Origin of the sequence: Candidatus Caccoplasma merdavium (assembly GCA_018715595.1) — a bacterium.
In the GTDB taxonomy this organism is placed as follows: Bacteria; Bacteroidota; Bacteroidia; order Bacteroidales; family UBA11471; genus Caccoplasma; species Caccoplasma merdavium.
Map to the genome: position 1 here is coordinate 81,693 of DVLI01000017.1, position 18,385 is coordinate 100,077.

The window sequence follows — 18,385 nt, forward strand, 5'->3', positions numbered from 1 at the left end:
AATACATCGCATACATTGAAAAGCGAGAGTCCCCATCGGGGCTCTCGCTTTTTTTATCGTTTGTGCTTCGGCCTTTCGGTAGGAAGGTGGGGCTTCCTGTGGCGGGCATGGTGTTACCACACCGGCTCCCAGTCGAGTATGCGGGCGGGGGTGCGGTACATCTCGATGAGGGCCGAGTCGGCCGGCCACGTCAGTTGGCGCGAACGCGGGTGGCGGCGGCTCACGTCGACGGGATTGCCGGCCTTGTCGCGGCTGTCGTATTCATAGAAGCGCACATGATGGGCCGAGCCTTCTATCTCGCCCCACCCTTCGGGTGCGATGTTTTCGAGGGTGCAGTTTATCAACACGGCTTCGGCATAGGGATATCCGTCGGGTTGCTTGTTGAGCGGCGAGCGGGCGAGGACGGAGCGCGGGTGCGAACCGATGAAGTGGCAGTCGACGAAGATGTTACCGTGGTTGGCCTCGGTGTTGCGTATCCACATGAAGGGGCCGGGGCCTTGCAGCGTACACTCCTTGAAGAAGGCGGGGCCGCGGCCCAGCACCATGTCGCCGCCGCCGTCGACAATGCAGCGTTCGAGATAGACCGAGCCGTTGACTTGCAGGGCGTCGCCCGACCCCACAACCCGCACGTTGCGCAGGTAATTGCGTGCCCCCATGAGCAGGAGCCCTTCGGCCTGACCCTGCAAGTCGGTCTGTATGGTCATGTCCTCAAACCGCATGTCGTAGCAGTTGTCGGCGGCAAAGGCGGCGCGGCGCGAGGGGAAGGTGCCCGGCCATTCGTTGGTCTTCACATTGAGGGGGTGGGGGTTGAAGGTCTCGTTGTTGGCATAATGTATGAGCACGCCGTCGCGGCTTTCGCCCCGCAGGTGCACGTTTTGCTTGTTGCGGAAATAGACCAGCTCCTCATAGTCGCCGTTGGCGATGAATACTTCCCATTTTTCGGGACTGAAATCGGGTATGAAATCCATGGCTCCCTGCACGGTGCAGAAGTCACCGCTGCCGTCGGGGCTCACCGTGAGGAGCCGTCGGCCGGCTTCGGGGGCATGGCGACGGGTCGAGAACCGCCACGTTTGCGTATCGTAGATGCCGGGAAATTCGCCCGAGGAGAGGTCGAACACCTCTTTGTCGATGGTGACGTAGTAGCTTTTGCCGTATTCGAGCAAGTTGTTGTGCGGGTAGATGGTGGCCCGATTGCCGTCGACGATGACGGGGTAGAAGCGGAATCCGTCGGAGAAGCCGCCGATGATGGTCAGCTGGTACGGCCCTGTCGTGTCGCGAACGGCCGTGCCCGATGGGGTTCCGGGGCGGGTATTGGCATTGGTGATGCGTTTCCCGTGCGAGTCATAATCATAAGGAACCGTGGTGTAGGTGGCTTTCTGTTTGCGTATCATGTCGGGCTGGGAAGGGCCGGCGGGAATTGACAAGTCGAGCGAGTCGACCCGTTGTCCCGTCTCGGCATCGAAGATGCGTATCATGCCTCGGTTGTTGAGTCGCACGGGACTCGCAAATTCGATGGTCAGATGGGTGTCGGGCGGTACTTCGGCGGTCTTGTTTCCCGGGGTGAACTGCATGGCCGGCGCCGTAGCGGTTTTTTGCGGGTGGAATTTCCCCGCTGACGTCGTTGCCTCGGCGGGTTGCGGCATGGCGCCCACCTGTCCGCAGAGCAACAAGAGTAGAGGTAAAAGAACTTTTTTCATGGTCGTTTCGTTGAGTAGGACGATAAGGTTAATGCGCAAAGATAAGAAATCTCGTGTTTTACCTTCCTGTGCTTCTTAAAAAATAAGCGACCGGAAGCGGGTGCTCGGGAGAAAAAAGTGTATCTTTACCGCCGGTATCATGCCTGTAATCCTCAAAATTGTATTGCTATGTCATTCAGAATTGCCTTTTTCGACACGAAACCTTATGATGAAGACTCTTTCAACAAAATGAACGAGCGTTTCGGTTTCGAGATTGTCTATTTCAAGGGACATCTCAACCCCAACAATGTGATGTTGACCCGGGGGTTCGATGCCGTGTGCATCTTTGTCAACGATGTGGCCGATGCCGAAGTCATCGACGCCCTGGTCGAGAACGGAGTCAAGTTGCTGGCGCTGCGTTGCGCCGGATATAACAATGTCGACTTGGCTGCTGCCGAGGGTCGCTTGCCGGTTGTCAGGGTACCGGCTTACTCTCCCTATGCCGTGGCGGAGTACACCTTGGCTCTGATGCTGGCCCTCAATCGCCGCATTCCCCGGGCTACATGGCGCACCCGCGACGGGAATTTCTCGCTGCAAGGTCTCATGGGCTTTGACATGCACGAGAAGACCATCGGCATTATCGGTACCGGTAAGATTGCCAAGGTGTTGATACAGCTGTTGAGCGGCTTTGGCATGCGCATACTGGCCTATGACCTCTATCCCGACAAAGAGTTTGCCGCAGCTTATCATGTCGAATACACCACGCTCGATGAGCTTTATCGCAATTCCGACATCATTTCCCTGCACTGCCCCCTGACCGACGCCACCCGTTACATCATCGACGATGAGGCTATTACCAAGATGAAACAAGGCGTGATGCTCATCAATACCGGTCGTGGAAAACTCATTCACACCCACGCCCTTATCAACGGGTTGAAGAGCAAGAAGGTGGGGTATGCCGGCCTCGATGTGTATGAAGAGGAGAGCGGCTATTTCTATGAGGACAAGTCCGACCGTATTATCGATGACGATGTGCTGGCACGCCTGCTTTCGTTCAACAACGTGATAGTTACCTCCCATCAGGCTTTCTTTACGCGGGAAGCTGTGCACAATATCGCCGAGACCACGTTGCAGAATGTGGCCGATTTCGAGGCGGGTCGTCCGCTCGAAAATGAGGTGAAACGTTAATACGGCTATTTTTTTTCGATATGGAGACTCTCACACCGCGACGTTCCGGCATCAGGGCGTTGGTACCGCTGTTTGTCTTTTTGGGCGTTTATCTGCTGGCTTCGATATGGGTCGACGATTTCTATGCCGTGCCCATTACGGTGGCCTTCATTGTCGCCTCGATGGTGGCGGTGGCTCTTACCGAAGGCTTGTCGTTGAGCGCTCGCATAGCCCGGTTTTCCGAAGGGGCTGCCGACAAGAACATACTCCTGATGATATGGATTTTTATCCTGGCAGGAGCCTTTGCCCAGTCGGCCAAGGCTATGGGAGCCATCGATGCAACGGTCAATCTGACGTTGTGGCTCTTGCCCGATCACTTCCTGCTGGTAGGGCTTTTTGTGGCGTCGTGTTTTATCTCCCTCTCGGTGGGAACGTCGGTGGGGACAATCGTGGCTTTGGTGCCGGTGGCTGCCGGCCTGGCCGACAAGACCGGCATCGCCATGCCTTATATCACGGCCATCGTCGTGGGGGGCGCATTCTTCGGCGATAACCTGTCGTTCATATCCGACACGACCATCGCCGCCACCCGCACGCAGATGTGTGGGATGAAAGACAAGTTCCGCGTGAATATCTTGATTGTCTTGCCCGCCGCTTTGCTGCTGGTGGTCTACTATACGATTGTCGGCTTCCGTCTCGATGTCCCGCCACCTTCGGCGCCGGTGGAGTGGTTGAAGGTTGTGCCCTATATCGTCGTCCTGCTCACGGCCTTGGCCGGAGTCCATGTGATGCTGGTGCTGACATTGGGCCTTTTTGCCACTGCGGTGATAGGTGTCTTTACCGGTGGTTATGACATCTTCGGTTGCCTGTCGGCAATGGGAGAGGGGATTACCGGTATGGGCGAACTGATTATCGTCACGTTGCTGGCCGGCGGTATGCTCGAACTGATACGCTTCAATGGCGGTATGGAATTTATCATCTCTCGACTCACGGCCCATGTCTCTTCCAAAAGATGGGCCGAGTTGAGCATTGCCGCCTTGGTCTCCCTGGCCAACCTCTGCACGGCCAACAACACCATCGCCATCATCACTACCGGCTCGATAGCTCATGACATTACCGAGCGTTATGGCCTCGATGCCCGTAAAACGGCAAGTATTCTCGACACCTTCTCCTGTGCGGTGCAGGGGCTTATTCCCTATGGAGCCCAATTGCTTATTGCCGCGGGGCTTACCCAGCTCTCGCCCTTGTCGATAATCCGCTACCTCTACTATCCGGTGTTGTTGGGGGCTTTTGCGTTGTTGGCGATCATGTTGCGCTATCCGCGCCGCTATTCGTGACACATTTTGCCGGCCGGCAGCCGGTAAAAAGACGTCGATGCCTTGAAAAGAGACTTCTCCGACACAATAACAGCCCTTTCGGATAATCGAATTGGGGGCTTACGGCTTGGCAGTGTAGAACAGAATGCGTATTTTTGCGCGAAATTTCAGTACAGCATCACTCTCTATGTCGGCACAAAAACCACCTTTTTTTCATCTCCTTGTGGCAACGGGTTTCGGCTCCGGATTTTCGCCTGTGGCTCCCGGTACGGCCGGCGCGCTGTTGGCGGTGCTGTTGTGGGTGGCGGGCTATTTCCTGTTGCCTTTTGCCCAGTTGCAGGTGCTGTTGGCCGTTTTGGTTGTCTACTTCACCGTGCAGGGTGTCTATTCGAGCGGTGTGATGGAGAAATATTGGGGCGAAGACCCTTCGCGCGTCGTCGTCGACGAGATGGTGGGCGTGTGGATTCCGTTGCTTGTCGTCCCCGACGGCGGGTGGTGGTATGTGGTGGCCGCCTTTGTCCTGTTCCGTTTTTTCGATATTGTCAAGCCGCTCGGCGTGCGCCGCATGGAGCGTCTCGGAGGCGGAATGGGCATTATGATGGACGATATTTTGGCCGGCGTTTACAGCGCGGTGTTGCTCGGCGCGGCTCGCTTTTTGATAGGATAAGATGTCGCGACGTTCGTTCATATTATTTTTCAAGGCCATGTGCTCGGCTCAGATAGCCAGCGCCGTCGATTTTGCCGTGACCTTTCTCCTGGTCAATTTTTGCGGGCTCTACTATGTCGCAGCCACTTTCCTCGGCGCATTCTCGGGAGGCGTGGTCAACTGCTGCATCAATTACAAATGGGTGTTCAGCGTCTCTTCGTCGAAACACCTCATTGCTTTGAAATATTTATTGGTATGGAGCGGAAGCATACTGCTCAATACCGCCGGCACTTATCTCCTTACCGAAGGGGTGATGCGCATGGCCTGGGTCGACCGCTTGAATGCCCTTGTCTCGGTCAACCTCTTTCTTTTGCCCAAAATCATCGTGGCGCTCCTTGTTTCGTTTTTCTGGAACTACCAGTTGCAGCGGAAGTTTGTCTACTGCGACTGCCGCTTCGACAGACTCCTGACTTCTCATAAAAGATAAAATCGAAATAGACTTATGCATTATCGCGATTATCTGCAACAACTCATCTACAAAATCATCAACCCCGTTGTGAAGGGGCTGATAAAAATGGGCGTGACGCCCAATGTCATCACCACCACCGGCCTGGTGCTCAATATCGTCGCGGCGGCTCTCTTTATTTATGCCGGCTATTTGGCTCGTGAAGAATCGTTCTTCTATGTGGGGCTGGGCGGCGGCGTTGTGCTTTTTGCCGGCCTTTTCGACATGCTCGACGGCCGTGTGGCCCGCATGGGCAATAAGGTTTCCCGCTTTGGTGCCTTCTACGACTCGGTGCTCGACCGGTATAGCGAGCTCTTCACCCTTTTCGGCCTTTTCTTTTTCCTTGTCCTGCAAGGATATGTGGCTTGGGCCATTGTTGCCTTTGTCGCGCTCATCGGCTCGATCATGGTGAGCTATGTGAGGGCACGGGCCGAAGGGTTGGGCTTGGAGTGCAAAGTGGGACTCATGCAGCGTCCCGAACGGGTGGTACTCACCAGCCTGGGCGCGCTTTTTTGTGGCATATTCGGCGACTGCACGGCATTCGACCCGATACTCATTCTCGCACTGCCCTTGGCTCTTATCGCCCTCTTGGCCAATGTCACGGCTTTTGTGCGGGTGGCCCATTGTTATCGCTTGTTCAATGAAGGAAAATAATCGGTTACGCGTCCCATGACAACCTCTTTTCACCGTCGGAAGGATTCGCTCACGGCTGTGGCCGTCTTGCTCCTTTTTCTGCTCATGACCGCTCTGTTTATCGGCCTGCGGCCCGAACATGTGGCGATGGCGGTGCTCCTCGGCGTCCTGTTTTTTGCCTCGCCCTACACCCGCAAGCTGCTCATGACCCTTCTGCCGTTTGTTATATTTGCCGTCTCGTATGACTGGATGCGGGTGTGGCCCAATTACAAGGTCAACGACATCGATGTGGCCGGCCTTTATACGGCCGAGAAAACCCTTTTCGGCATCGATGTCGATGGCGTGCGAATGACCCTTTGCGAGTTTTTCAACGAGCACCATGCCGTTGTGGCCGATTTCTTTGCCGGCCTGTTCTATCTCTGTTGGGTGCCGGTGCCGGTACTTTTTGCCCTCTTCCTTTTTCTCCGGGGGCGTCGGGCGTTGGCCTTGCGGTTTTCTGTCGTCTTTTTGCTGGTCAATCTCATCGGATTTGCCGGATATTATATACACCCTGCGGCTCCGCCCTGGTATGTCATGGAGTATGGCTTTGAACCGGTTCTCGGTACGCCCGGGAATGTGGCCGGGCTGGGCCGCTTCGACGCCTTGGTGGGCATGGAGATTTTTGCCCCCATGTATGGCCGCAATGCCAATGTCTTTGCGGCATTGCCTTCGTTGCACTCGGCCTATGTGCTCGTCGCTTTTGTCTACGCCATCATGGGACGTTGCAAGAAGTGGCTCATTGCCCTTTTTGGTGTCATCACGGTGGGAATCTGGTTCACGGCCGTCTATTCGGGCCATCATTATCTCATCGACGTGCTGCTGGGCATACTCTGTGCCTTGGTGGGTATCTTGCTTTTCGAACAGGTCTTGATGCGCTGGCCGGCCTTCCGCCGTTTCATGGAGCGGTACACCGCCTATGTGTCGTGAGCGGCAGCGTGAAAGCGGCATGCTTCTCAGAGAGGAAGAAAAATATCTATCGGAAACAGAGATTTTCTGTTGTTCCGAAACGGTATAAACCTCCAATCGGCGACCACATCGGCCGCCGATTGGAGGTTTTCTTTATTTGTAAGATGGGGTATTTTCGGGCGTCCAGTCGTCAGACCCCCACGACAAGGTTGCGCCCCACTCCCCAGAGAATGACGGCTGCGAGATAGCTCCATACATAGACGGGCTTGTGCACGCGCAGATAGAATTTGGGAAATCGCGTGCGGTAGGCTTCGGCGAAAAGGAGCAACGCGATATAGGGAATCGAGAGTAGCAGCAAGGCGTTGTAACGCAGGGCGTCGGCAAGGTGCAGATGCAGCAGGCTGTGCAAAGCCCGTTGGCTGCCGCAGCCGGGACATTCCCACCCGGTGAGCGTGAGAAACGGACAGCGGGGAAACACCCGGCATTCGCTTGGGTCGAGCGTGTAAAAAATAAAACACATCACAAGGACGAGAAGCGTCCATGCGATGTGTTTCTTTTTTATTCTGGCTTTATACATCGATATATGACATGTCAGAGGTGTCGGTCGTGTATATGACGAGGAATACGACGAGAACATACAGGATAATGCCGATGAGACCGGTTATGAATCCTATTTTTACCCATTTCCCAGCCTCTTTGCTTGCCGCTACGGCTTCATCATATTGCCCTATGTTCAGCAAGGAGCTCACTTTGCTGGCATAGACAATGCCGACGATGCCGAAAGGCAGGCAGCAGAGTACCGTTATGAGGATAGACTCAACCAGCCAGGTGCGCGGTGCGATTTTTAACGTAGACGATTCGGCTTGGCGGCGGTTGTCGTCCATGGCCGGTGCGGGAGGAGGCGTGCCGAACAAGAAATTCAATTCGCCCACTTGTTCGGCCGGCAGCCATTCGGGCATGCCTTGTCGCCAAACTTTCGTTTGCGGCGTAACGGGCATCTCTTTCAACTTTTCGAGACTGAACGGCCCTTCGGTTTTTCCGTCGATTAAAATGTAAAATTCCATAGTGTAGGGATATATGGGGTAATCAATAGCGTCATTTGGGTAGGCAGGAGGCATCGGCGTCTTTCGACCGATGGATTCCCACCGCGCAAGAGGCAATCGAGCCGTCAGTTGATGGAGCCCGTGCAGTGCAGTTGGGCAGTGGCCGAGCCGGTGATGGAGCTGTAAACAAACCGCGTGCCGGTCATCACGAATTTATTGCCTTCGGTGAAGGTGAGGGTTGTCGTGTATTGGAACGAGCGCACGCCGCTCGATAACCTTTGTGCCACGGAAAAACTCAATCGGGCGGTGTTTTCACTGGTTTTGGCGTAGGTGTAGGTTCCCCAATCGGGTGACCAGCTGCTGAGGCAGTCGGTCTCGTTCAAGATGGTGAGTTGGGCGTCCAACTCGGCATACTCTTTGCCTCCGCTGGTGTAGCTTCCGTTCCATTTGATGAGGGTTCCGCTCGGGAGATATTCCGGTACGCCGCCTTTGTTTGAGCCCGAAGAGTTTTCACCTGTATTTCCCCAAGCACTCATTTGGTCGCCCAAGTCGCCCTCTTTGGCGCAGGAAGAGAGTGTGCATACACAGCCTATGATGCTTGCAAATAGAACTAAAAACAGACGTTTGGTTTTCATGACAGATTTGTTTGGTGTGATTTCGTTTTTCCGGTTATGACACAAAAGTAATAATGATTGTGATTCATTTACTCAGATTCTTCTTTTTTTTAAGTATCCAGACGAATTTCTTGTCAAGTGCATAAAAAAAGCCCCCTGATGAGGTTTTCTCAGGGGGCTTGAAGGCGGATAATTTTTCTATGTTACTTGTTGAGGGCGGTGGCTACGTCGACGGCGCAGGCTACGGTGCAACCTACCATGGGGTTGTTGCCGATACCGAGGAAGCCCATCATCTCGACGTGTGCGGGTACCGACGAAGAACCGGCGAACTGGGCGTCGCTGTGCATGCGGCCCATCGTGTCGGTCATACCGTATGAGGCGGGGCCGGCGGCCATGTTGTCGGGGTGGAGGGTACGGCCCGTTCCGCCGCCCGATGCTACCGAGAAGTATTTTTTGCCTCTTTCGATGCACTCTTTCTTGTAAGTGCCGGCTACGGGGTGTTGGAAGCGGGTGGGGTTGGTCGAGTTACCCGTGATGGATACATCTACGCCTTCGTGCCACATGATGGCCACGCCTTCGCGCACGTCGTCGGCGCCGTAGCATTTTACTTTGGCGCGGGGACCGTCGGAGTAGGCGATTTCGCGAACGACTTTCAGCTCGCCGGTGTAGTAGTCAAACTGGGTCTGAACATAGGTGAACCCGTTGATGCGCGAGATGATTTGGGCGGCGTCTTTTCCGAGACCGTTCAAGATGCAGCGCAGGGGCTCTTTGCGCACTTTGTCGGCTTTGGCGGCGATTTTGATGGCGCCTTCGGCGGCAGCGAACGATTCGTGGCCGGCGAGGAAGGCGAAGCATTTGGTCTCTTCGCGCAGCAGACGGGCGGCGAGGTTACCGTGGCCGAGACCTACTTTGCGGTCGTCGGCTACCGAGCCGGGAATGCAGAAGGCTTGCAGGCCGATACCGATGGCTTCGGCAGCTTCGGCGGCGTTTTTGCAGCCTTTTTTCAGGGCGATGGCGCAACCTACGACGTAGGCCCACTTGGCGTTTTCGAAGCAGATGGGTTGGGTCTCTTCGCAGGTTTTGTAGGGGTCAAGACCATATTGGTCGCAGATGGCGTTTGCCTCTTCGATGTCTTTGATGCCGTTTTCGTTGAGAGCAGCGATGATTTGTTTGATACGGCGTTCTTGGCTCTCGAATTTTACTTCTCTTATCATAGTGTCTTGTCCTCCTTGTTATTCTTTTCGTGGGTCAATGTATTTTACTGCACCGGCCTCTTTCGAGAAGCGACCGTAGGTACCGGTTACTTTTTTCAAGGCTTCGTTGGCGTCGGTACCTTTCTTGATTTCGTCCATGAATTTGCCCAGGTGCACAAATTCATAACCGCATATTTCGTCGTTCTTGTCGAGGGCGAGCGTTTTGATGTAACCTTCGGCCATTTCGAGGTAGCGGGGACCTTTGGCGAGGGTGCCGTAGAGGGTACCCGTCTGGCTGCGGAGACCTTTGCCCAGGTCTTCGAGGCCGGCGCCTATCATGAGGCCGCCTTCGGAGAAGGCCGATTGCGAACGGCCGTAAACGATTTGCAAGAACAGTTCGCGCATGGCGGTGTTGATGGCGTCGCATACGAGGTCGGTGTTAAGGGCTTCGAGAATGGTCTTGCCGGGGAGAATTTCCGATGCCATGGCGGCCGAGTGGGTCATGCCCGAGCAACCGATGGTCTCGACGAGGGCTTCTTGTATGACACCGTCTTTTACGTTAAGCGTCAGTTTGCAAGCGCCTTGTTGGGGAGCGCACCAGCCCACACCGTGGGTCAGACCCGAGATATCGATGATTTCTTTGGCTTTCACCCATTTTCCTTCTTCGGGAATAGGTGCGGGACCGTGGTTGGGGCCCTTTTTTACAACACACATGTGTTCTACTTCCTGTGAATAGATCATAATGCTCTGGTTTTTAATTGGATAATATAATGTGTCTTGAATTCTTCAATTATGGGTGCAAAACTTTGTGCCCGGCGATGTTGTTATTCTTTGCGAGGCTCTCCGCCCATAGGGGTTGAGCCCGTTATGACCGAGCCGAAATTGGGACAAAGGTATGTTTTTTTTCCCAATCAGGCAATATCCCCAAAAGGGGAAAACGGGTGTCGTTCGATTTTTTTTCTAAAATGGGAGGGATTATTTGGCAATCCGTAAAAAAAAACGCATATTTGTAAGACTTATTTAAAAATACACGTTAACTCATCAAAATCGAATATCTATGAAAAAGAGTGCATTGCAGGTAGCTCGTGCCGCATATCAGCCCAAGTTGCCCAAGTCTTTGAAGGGGGCGGTGCGCATCAAGGAGGGGGCTCCGACACAATCGGTTGCCGACCAAGACGAGATTGCCGCCCTTTTCCCCAATACCTATGGTATGCCTGTTCTGGCTTTTGAGCCGAGCAGTGAAGAACAATCTTATCCTGCGCTGAATGTCGGCGTGATTCTCTCGGGTGGCCAGGCTCCCGGCGGGCACAATGTCATTGCCGGTCTTTTCGACGGCATCAAGAAGATGAACAAGGGTTCGCGTCTCTTCGGATTCCTGCTTGGCCCGGCCGGTCTCATCGACCACAAGTATATCGAGCTCACCGATGAAATTATCGACGAATATCGCAATACGGGCGGTTTCGACATCATCGGTTCGGGACGTACCAAACTCGAAAAGAAAGAGCAGTTCGACAAAGGTCTTCAAATTCTCAAAGACCTCAATATCTCGGCGTTGGTCATTATCGGTGGTGACGACTCCAACACCAATGCCTGCGTGTTGGCCGAGTATTACAAGCAAATCGGTGCCGGGGTGCAGGTGATCGGCTGCCCCAAGACCATCGACGGTGACTTGAAAAACGAGATGATTGAGAGCTCGTTTGGTTTTGATACCGCTTGCAAGGTCTATTCCGAGGTGATTGGCAACATACAGCGCGACTGCAACTCGGCCAAGAAATACTGGCACTTTATCAAACTCATGGGACGTTCGGCTTCGCACATCGCTTTGGAGTGTGCATTGCAGACCCAACCCAACATCTGCCTTATCTCCGAGGAGGTCGAGGCCAAGCAGCAGACTCTCGACGACATTGTCAATTACATCGCCAATGCGGTTGCCGTGCGGGCATCCGAAGGCAATAACTTCGGAACCGTGCTCATTCCCGAAGGACTCATCGAGTTTATACCGGCCATGAAGAAACTCATTGCCGAATTGAACGATTTCCTGGCCAATCATGGCCACGAATATGCCATGGTGCGGAAATCGGAGCAAATCAATTACATCATTCAACATCTTTCGCCCGAGAATGCCGCCATCTATTCCTCGTTGCCCGAGACCGTGGCCCGTCAGCTTACGCTCGACCGCGACCCGCACGGCAATGTGCAAGTGTCGCTCATCGAGACCGAAAAACTGCTCGCCGAAATGGTGGGACGCCGCTTGGCCGAGATGAAGGCCGAAGGTTCGTATGTGGGCAAATTTGCCGCTCAGACACACTTCTTCGGTTACGAAGGCCGTTGTGCCGCACCTTCGAATTTCGATGCCGACTATTGTTATTCGCTCGGTTACACGGCCGCCATGCTTATCGGTGCCGGGAAGACCGGTTACATGTCGTCGGTGCGCAATACGACACGTCCCGCCGAAGAGTGGGTTGCCGGTGGTGTGCCCGTGACGATGATGATGAACATGGAGCGCCGCAACGGTGAGTTGAAACCCGTGATACAAAAGGCATTGGTGAAACTCGACGGAGCACCTTTCAAGTATTTCGTTTCGCAACGCAAGCAGTGGGAGCGCGAGACCTGCTATGTCTATCCCGGTCCTATCCAGTATTTCGGCCCTGCCGAAGTGTGCGACCAGCCCACCGAGACATTGCGTCTTGAACATCAGTAAGATTCTATTGTCGGGGCGTCAGAATGCTGTCGCCCCGACATTTTCTTATAAAGAGAAAGCGAAGGCTTCCGACCTGTTGTCGGAAGCCTTCGCTTTTCATCTTGGGAGCGTGACGCAGAGATGCTTTCCCGTGTTCCGTGGTACTAACTCTCCCGTCAGGCCAGCACAATTTCGCGTAGCTGGGCAAAATCGTCGATGAGGAAGTCGGCTCCGGCGGCTTGGAGTTGGCTGCGGCTGTGGTTGCCGAAAGTCACGCCGCAGGTTTTGCAGCCGGCCGAGCGTCCCATCTCGATGTCGAAGGTCGTGTCGCCCACGACCAAAGCCTCTTCGGGTCGGGTGCCGGTGAGTGACAGCGCCCGCAAGGCCATGTCGGGTGCCGGTTTTTTATGGTCTACGTCGTCGTCGCATACGATAGCTCTGACCAAAGCATGAAGGTCAAAGTCTCGCATCATCTGCAACAGAACCCTCCGACTCTTCCCGGAGGCAATCGTCAAGATCGTGCCATCGGCGTGCATTCTCATCAGCGTCTCTTTGACACGAGGGAAAAGCCGGGTGGTATTGGGGCTTATCTCGTCGAAGATTTCGCGGTAAATATCGACGGCCTTGTCGAGAATGTCTCCTTGGGGGATAAGGGCTCCTTCTGCAAGAACCGTACGCAGGGGAAGCCCGATGCGTGAAATGATTTCTTCTTGGAGTACGGCCGGGAGTTGCAGCCGGTGTAGCGTGGCCTGTGTCGTGGCGACGATGCAGGTCTGCGTGTCGGCCAGCGTGCCATCAAAGTCGAGAATAACGGTCTTTATCATAAGATCAGTCAATAGAGGTTTATTGGCGGTTGTCGAGTGTCGTGAACACCCGGGTGAGCATGTCGGCTATCTCTTTTTGCACCGAGGCCCGGGCGCCGGAGAAGTGATTGACCATCACGACTACGGCGTAGGAGCGTTTACCCGTGTAATACCCTGCATAACATTGCACGCCGGTCATGCTTCCGCTTTTGAGATGCAGCGTCGGAGCCAGGGGCGAACCGGCCATGAACCGTTTGAGGGTGCCTTCGCCCGGTTGCGGCAGGAGCTCGGGAAGGAGGTCTCCTCCTTGTCCCGAGCGGGCTACATGAGCCAGCAACTGCCCCATCATGAGCGGCGTGATGCGGTTGAGCGGCGAAAGACCTGAGCCGTCATAGAGGGTTGCGTCGTCAATGGAAAATCCGGCTTCGCGCCAAATTGTTTTCATCTCTTCGATACTTCCCGCGAGAGTGGCTGTGGGTGCAACGGCCAGTTCGACCTGTCGCAGAAGGGCTTCGGCATAGAGGTTGTCGCTTTGGGTGAGCGTGTGCCGCAGCATCTCGGCCAGTGTGGGGGAGGTGTGCAGGAACAGGAGATGCCCGTCGGTTTCGTAGTCCGGGAGCGTGAGCCCCGATTCGTGGAGCCGTCGGGCCGTGGTCGCTTCATCGTGAACTTTTATGCCGGCCTTGCGCAGGGCGTCGGTCAGTTGTGAAGCCAGGAAATGTGGCGGGTCGGGGAGGTCTCCTTTGATGGTGAATTGCTCTCGATGGGCCGGCAGCGAGCCGAACACGCGCCGGGTGTATTCATAAGGGCCTCCGTAGATGTAGGCGCTGTCGCGTCCCGAGCGGTTGGTCGACAGATAGGGGTAATAGAAGCGCAAGCCCTCCACTTCGGGCGTGATGCCGAGCAAGGTGGGACGGCTGTCGGGCTCGCCGGTGCTGAAAGTGGCGGCGAAGCGGTTGTCGGCATAGTTGATGCCGTAACACCCGGCCGCATAGTAGTTCCCCACGTCTTCCCACAGCCATTTGCTCACGACCGGGTTGTCGGGTATAGCTCCGTCGTCGGCGACGATGCCGCCCGAGATGGCGGTTATGCCGGCCGCTTTTACCGCGGCTACGACCTCTTGTATGAAACGGTCGGGCGGTGTGTCGGCATATTGAGAACCCAGCGACGGGTCACCGCACCCCTGTATGTAGAGATTGCCATGCAGCCGGCCGCGCTTTGAGACGGCTCCGTCGTAGAAAACCCGGGTTGTCAGTTGCCAATCGGGGCGACGGCACATCAGCAGGGTCGCGGCCGTGATGAGTTTCTGGGTCGATGCCGGGACGAAGAACTGTTCGGCTTGATAGGCCGCTACGGTCTTCCCCGACTCAATGTCGATGACGCATATCCCCGACGAGGCGTTTGTGCCTCCGATGGGGAAAAGGGGTATGACGTCTTGGGCTGCTGTCGGTTGCCCCATTGTCAGGAATAAAGCAGCAGCCAAAAAGACGGGCACCCATCGGTGTGGTTTATATGCTCCCATGTCGGCAAATAGATAATCTGTTCGAACTCATGATTGGGGATATTTTATTCCCCCGGTTTGTTGGCAAGGGCGGAAATTTGTCCCTTGATTTCCCGGTATGACCGAGTGGCGATAATGTCGTAAAAGTGAATATCGTCAAATACCAAAGAAGAATTTACCGTATGAACGAGGTTCTCAGGCGAGGTTCATATACAGGTTTTTCTATGCCTTGGTTTTTCCCGGCTTCGATGCATCGGAGCAACCAAGCCATGTTTTGTCCCAACACGCGCATGGTCTGTAATCCTTCTTCGTCTTTCTTTACGTCCTCGGGTTTGGAGCCGTGGACCGAGTTCCAATATTGAGAAGCGACAATAGGCATGTTGTTGAGTGTGAAATATTGATTGAGTTGCTCGAAGGTGGCTGATGCTCCGCCTCGTCGGCAGGAGACGACCGAAGCACCCAATTTCCCGGCCCAACGAGTGCCGGTTGCGTAGAATAAACGGTTTAAGAAAGAGACAAGTTGTCCCGATGGGGCACTGAAATAGACCGGCGTGCCGATGATGATTCCGTCAAATTCGTCCAATCGTTTTTGAATTTCCTGCACCTGGTCATCTCGGAAACAATGTCCTGTTTTCAGGCAACTGCCGCAAGCAATGCAACCGGCAATGGGGTTGTGTCCCAGATAGAGCATTTCCGTTTCTATGCCATTGGCTTGTAAGGTTGTTTCTGCTTCGTGCAATGCTGTATAGGTACACCCGTTTGCGTGCGGACTTCCGTTAATGAGTAAGACTTTCATGATTTTATGGTGATTGGTTGATGTATGATAACCGTTTCCTTTCTGACAAAGGTAATATTTTTTGTCGGCCCAGAAAAGAATGCTATCAAAATTCGACGCATCGTCTCCAACGTCCCAACTTGATATTGGGATAGACCGGGAGGCTCTTTTTCATGCGGTTGTTTATGGTCGTTTTATTCCCGATGGAGTGGGGTTGGAGAGGGGCGAAACCTTTCAGGTCGGGACGTAATCTGTCGATTTTATTAGATTATTCCCGTGAATTTGCTTACATTTGTCATGACGTATGATGGCTTTCGGTCGGGAGGCTTTTTCCTACGGTGACGCAATTTATAAAATATCGGAAACAGTTATGAAATCAATACGACAACCCTATACCTTCGACCGGGTGATACGCATCTTGTTTACGGCGGTAGCCATAGTTGCCGTTTTTTATTTGATACGTTTGCTCAAAAGCGCATTGCTTCCCTTCCTGATAGCCTGGCTCATGGCCTACCTTGTCAATCCGTTTGTTGAATTCATTCAATATCGTTGCCGGGTGAAGATACGCATCATTGCCATTTTCCTGGCACTAATCATCTTGGGTGGGGTGATCGCCTTGTTTGTGTGGTTGATAACACCCGGAATTGTTGAAGAGGCTTCGAAAATGCGGACATTGATTCATGACTATCTCACGCGGGGGTCATCAATAACCCCGTTTATACCGGAGAGTTGGCATCATTATTTGCAGGAACGCATCAATTTTACCCGCATTGCCGAAGCTATGGATCCACAAGATTGGCGTATGTTGATAGAAAAAACGGCTACACAGTTGTGGGCGTTGCTCACCGGTTCGGTCAATCAGATTATCAACATCATCAGTTGGCTCATCATCTTTCTCTATTTTATTTTTATCTTGCTCGATTACGACAAAATCATTTCCGGTTTCAAGGCGTTGATACCCAATCGGTATCGAACAAAGACACTTGAAATTTTCAACGACGTGAAGGAGAGCATGAATCGCTATTTCCGCGGACAGGCTTGTGTCGCATTCCTGGTGGGAATTTTGTTCAGTATCGGCTTCTCGATAGTAGGGTTGCCGTTGGCCATTTTGCTGGGGCTCTTTATAGGGTTGCTCAATATGGTTCCTTATTTGCAGGTCGTCGGTTTTTTGCCGACGCTGCTGTTGTGCATGTTGAAGTCGGTCGAGCCCGGACAAAGCTTTTGGTGGCTTGTCTTTGCCTGTGTCATTGTCTTTGTTGTCGTGCAGCTCATAGAAGATATGATTCTCGTGCCGCGCATCATGGGGCATGTCATGGGGCTCAACCCGGCCATAATCCTGTTGTCCCTTTCGATATGGGGCACGTTGCTGGGCTTGATAGGCATGATTATCGCCCTGCCGCTGACGACGCTTTTGCAGTCTTACTACGAACGCTATATCTTGCGCGAAGATACCAAAGAAGATGTCCCGATAGAAAATTCTGAAAATGAGAAAAATAATGATGCGTAATATTTTTTAACACATAAAAAGTAGACTTAAAATTTGGCGTGAAGTAAAATAAGTCTTACCTTTGCCACGCATTTGAGAAAAACACCATGTTTTTCGATGCGATGATTCGCTAGCTCAGCTGGTAGAGCACAACACTTTTAATGTTGGGGTCCTGGGTTCGAGCCCCAGGCGGATCACCAAAAAGAGAGTTACTGCAACAGTAACTCTCTTTTTTTGTCCCCGAATATACCCTTCAACCCGGGGCGATAAAGAACATCAGTAAGCGATGGGGAACTCGATGGTTTCTGAGTCTTCTTCCCACTCTTCGATGGTGAAGTGTCCCGATGTTTCGCCCACGATGATGTCGCCCATGACGATATTCAGGGTAAGGCGGGTATTGGCGGATAGGGTACTTCCGAGGTTTTGAGACAGTTTGTGCAGGCTGCCGTCTTGCATCGTGATGCGCAACTCAAAGAGTGGATTGGCGGCCGAGGGGAAGAGCATGACCGTGGCATTGCTCATCGTTTTGCCATCGTCGGAGCGTACCAGCCCGAATTTGACCGTCTTGGTCTTGTTCTCGGCTTGGGCCGTGTAGTAATTCATTTTTTCGGCGATGCTGCCGATGCGGACTTCCATCGACGCGATGTTGGGGCTGAACGTGCTGCTGTCGTTCATGGTTACCGATACTTTGACTCCGGCCACGACACGCGTGAGGGCCACACTCAGGTCTTCATAGGTAATGTCGGCTTCCTTTACGGCGTGGACGATGTCGTAAACCGGTGCGTAAGTGCTGTCATTGTTGGCGCGGAGTTGCAGATAGAGCGAGGACATGTCGCTGCCGATGCTTACCCCCGGCGTGATGATGGCGGGGTGGCTGTATTCGGGTTCGTCATATACCGGTGTACCCCAATAGACCATGTTGTATTCTCCTTCCGGGAGCGATAGTTGCCGGTAATACTGGTCGAGAATTTCTCCGTTTTCAAGTGGATAGAAGCCGTTGAACGAACTGAGTTTCTTGTTGATATAGTTCCCGAAGTAAAACGATGTGTTTCCGATGCAGGGAAATATTTCGAGAATGCCGGTCATGTCTATCTGGTTCCCTTCGGGGTCATCGACATACACGGCAACCCGGGGCGTGACAAGAGGGGCTGTTGCCGTCGGGGTATTGTCGGTGTTGATTTTTTTGTCATCGTCTTTTGAGCAGGAGATTGCCAGTAATAACAAGGGAAGTATTCCCCACATGCATTTTTTCATAATCGTACGTTTAAAGAGTTTCTTAGACTTGTTTCCTATTGTAACAAGAATGGTGGGGTAAAGTTCCCGTAGTCATTGTTTTGTTATCGAAATTTGTGTCGGTGTCGCTTCTTGTTTTTTGACTGGGAAAACAAAAACGGTACCTTCTTGA

At 53.5% G+C, this 18,385-nt stretch carries 18 protein-coding genes and 1 tRNA gene; 9 read left to right on the plus strand and 10 right to left on the minus strand.

All coding sequences use genetic code 11. The annotated features are described in order from the left end of the window. Positions 1-113: 113 nt before the first annotated feature. A complete protein-coding gene (locus IAD09_05185) occupies positions 114-1,697 on the minus strand; it encodes an Ig-like domain-containing protein (GenBank protein HIT81614.1) in 1,584 nt (527 codons plus the stop codon). A gap of 168 nt (positions 1,698-1,865) precedes the next feature. Here IAD09_05185 and IAD09_05190 point away from each other — a divergent pair, with 168 nt between their 5' ends. From IAD09_05190 to IAD09_05215, 6 genes are all read left to right on the plus strand, one after another. Next, entirely contained in the window at positions 1,866-2,864 is a 999-nt protein-coding gene (locus tag IAD09_05190; GenBank protein HIT81615.1) for a 2-hydroxyacid dehydrogenase, read from the plus strand. 20 nt (positions 2,865-2,884) lie between these two features. After that, complete coding sequence (locus IAD09_05195) at positions 2,885-4,177, plus strand: Na+/H+ antiporter NhaC family protein (protein ID HIT81616.1); 1,293 nt, start codon at positions 2,885-2,887, stop codon at positions 4,175-4,177. 166 nt (positions 4,178-4,343) lie between these two features. Continuing rightward, positions 4,344-4,823, plus strand: coding sequence for a phosphatidylglycerophosphatase A (locus IAD09_05200; GenBank protein HIT81617.1), 480 nt, complete (start codon positions 4,344-4,346; stop codon positions 4,821-4,823). Between the two features lies 1 nt (position 4,824). Then, on the plus strand, positions 4,825-5,289 hold the full coding sequence (locus tag IAD09_05205) for a GtrA family protein (protein HIT81618.1): 465 nt from the start codon (positions 4,825-4,827) through the stop codon (positions 5,287-5,289). Between the two features lie 15 nt (positions 5,290-5,304). After that, positions 5,305-5,961, plus strand: coding sequence for a CDP-alcohol phosphatidyltransferase family protein (locus IAD09_05210; GenBank protein ID HIT81619.1), 657 nt, complete (start codon positions 5,305-5,307; stop codon positions 5,959-5,961). Positions 5,962-5,976: 15 nt separating this feature from the next. Further along, positions 5,977-6,906, plus strand: a complete 930-nt coding sequence (locus IAD09_05215) for an inositol phosphorylceramide synthase (protein HIT81620.1) — start codon at positions 5,977-5,979, stop codon at positions 6,904-6,906. A 169-nt stretch (positions 6,907-7,075) separates the two neighbouring features. Here IAD09_05215 and IAD09_05220 read toward each other — a convergent pair whose 3' ends face one another. From IAD09_05220 to IAD09_05240, 5 genes are all read right to left on the minus strand, one after another. After that, positions 7,076-7,462 carry a DUF2752 domain-containing protein gene (locus IAD09_05220; GenBank protein HIT81621.1) on the minus strand — a complete coding sequence of 129 codons (387 nt, stop codon included), beginning with the start codon at positions 7,460-7,462 and terminating at the stop codon, positions 7,076-7,078. Continuing rightward, complete coding sequence (locus IAD09_05225) at positions 7,455-7,949, minus strand: CD225/dispanin family protein (protein ID HIT81622.1); 495 nt, start codon at positions 7,947-7,949, stop codon at positions 7,455-7,457. The genes IAD09_05220 and IAD09_05225 overlap by 8 nt, the downstream gene beginning before the upstream one ends. A 104-nt stretch (positions 7,950-8,053) precedes the next feature. Then, positions 8,054-8,563, minus strand: a complete 510-nt coding sequence (locus IAD09_05230) for a hypothetical protein (protein ID HIT81623.1) — start codon at positions 8,561-8,563, stop codon at positions 8,054-8,056. A gap of 182 nt (positions 8,564-8,745) precedes the next feature. Further along, positions 8,746-9,756: a GGGtGRT protein gene (locus IAD09_05235; GenBank protein HIT81624.1), complete on the minus strand. Its 1,011-nt coding sequence runs from the start codon at positions 9,754-9,756 to the stop codon at positions 8,746-8,748. A gap of 18 nt (positions 9,757-9,774) precedes the next feature. After that, a complete protein-coding gene (locus IAD09_05240; protein ID HIT81625.1) occupies positions 9,775-10,476 on the minus strand; it encodes a hypothetical protein in 702 nt (233 codons plus the stop codon). A gap of 316 nt (positions 10,477-10,792) precedes the next feature. Between IAD09_05240 and IAD09_05245 the strand changes: the two genes are divergently transcribed. Continuing rightward, positions 10,793-12,436: a diphosphate--fructose-6-phosphate 1-phosphotransferase gene (locus IAD09_05245; GenBank protein ID HIT81626.1), complete on the plus strand. Its 1,644-nt coding sequence runs from the start codon at positions 10,793-10,795 to the stop codon at positions 12,434-12,436. 155 nt (positions 12,437-12,591) lie between these two features. On the opposite strand, the gene IAD09_05250 is transcribed toward IAD09_05245, so the two are convergent. The 3 genes from IAD09_05250 to IAD09_05260 form a co-directional block, all read right to left on the minus strand. Further along, positions 12,592-13,239: an HAD family hydrolase gene (locus IAD09_05250; GenBank protein HIT81627.1), complete on the minus strand. Its 648-nt coding sequence runs from the start codon at positions 13,237-13,239 to the stop codon at positions 12,592-12,594. Positions 13,240-13,258: 19 nt separating this feature from the next. Next, a complete protein-coding gene (gene dacB, locus IAD09_05255) occupies positions 13,259-14,740 on the minus strand; it encodes a D-alanyl-D-alanine carboxypeptidase/D-alanyl-D-alanine-endopeptidase (protein HIT81628.1) in 1,482 nt (493 codons plus the stop codon). Positions 14,741-14,894: 154 nt separating this feature from the next. Then, a complete protein-coding gene (locus tag IAD09_05260) occupies positions 14,895-15,515 on the minus strand; it encodes a flavodoxin family protein (protein HIT81629.1) in 621 nt (206 codons plus the stop codon). Positions 15,516-15,864: 349 nt separating this feature from the next. Here IAD09_05260 and IAD09_05265 point away from each other — a divergent pair, with 349 nt between their 5' ends. Together IAD09_05265 and IAD09_05270 are read left to right on the plus strand one after the other, a co-directional pair. Next, positions 15,865-17,001, plus strand: coding sequence for an AI-2E family transporter (locus IAD09_05265; protein HIT81630.1), 1,137 nt, complete (start codon positions 15,865-15,867; stop codon positions 16,999-17,001). Between the two features lie 103 nt (positions 17,002-17,104). Continuing rightward, a tRNA-Lys gene (locus IAD09_05270) sits at positions 17,105-17,180 on the plus strand. 76 nt (positions 17,181-17,256) lie between these two features. On the opposite strand, the gene IAD09_05275 is transcribed toward IAD09_05270, so the two are convergent. Beyond that, positions 17,257-18,234 carry a FimB/Mfa2 family fimbrial subunit gene (locus IAD09_05275; GenBank protein ID HIT81631.1) on the minus strand — a complete coding sequence of 326 codons (978 nt, stop codon included), beginning with the start codon at positions 18,232-18,234 and terminating at the stop codon, positions 17,257-17,259. Positions 18,235-18,385 lie beyond the last annotated feature (151 nt).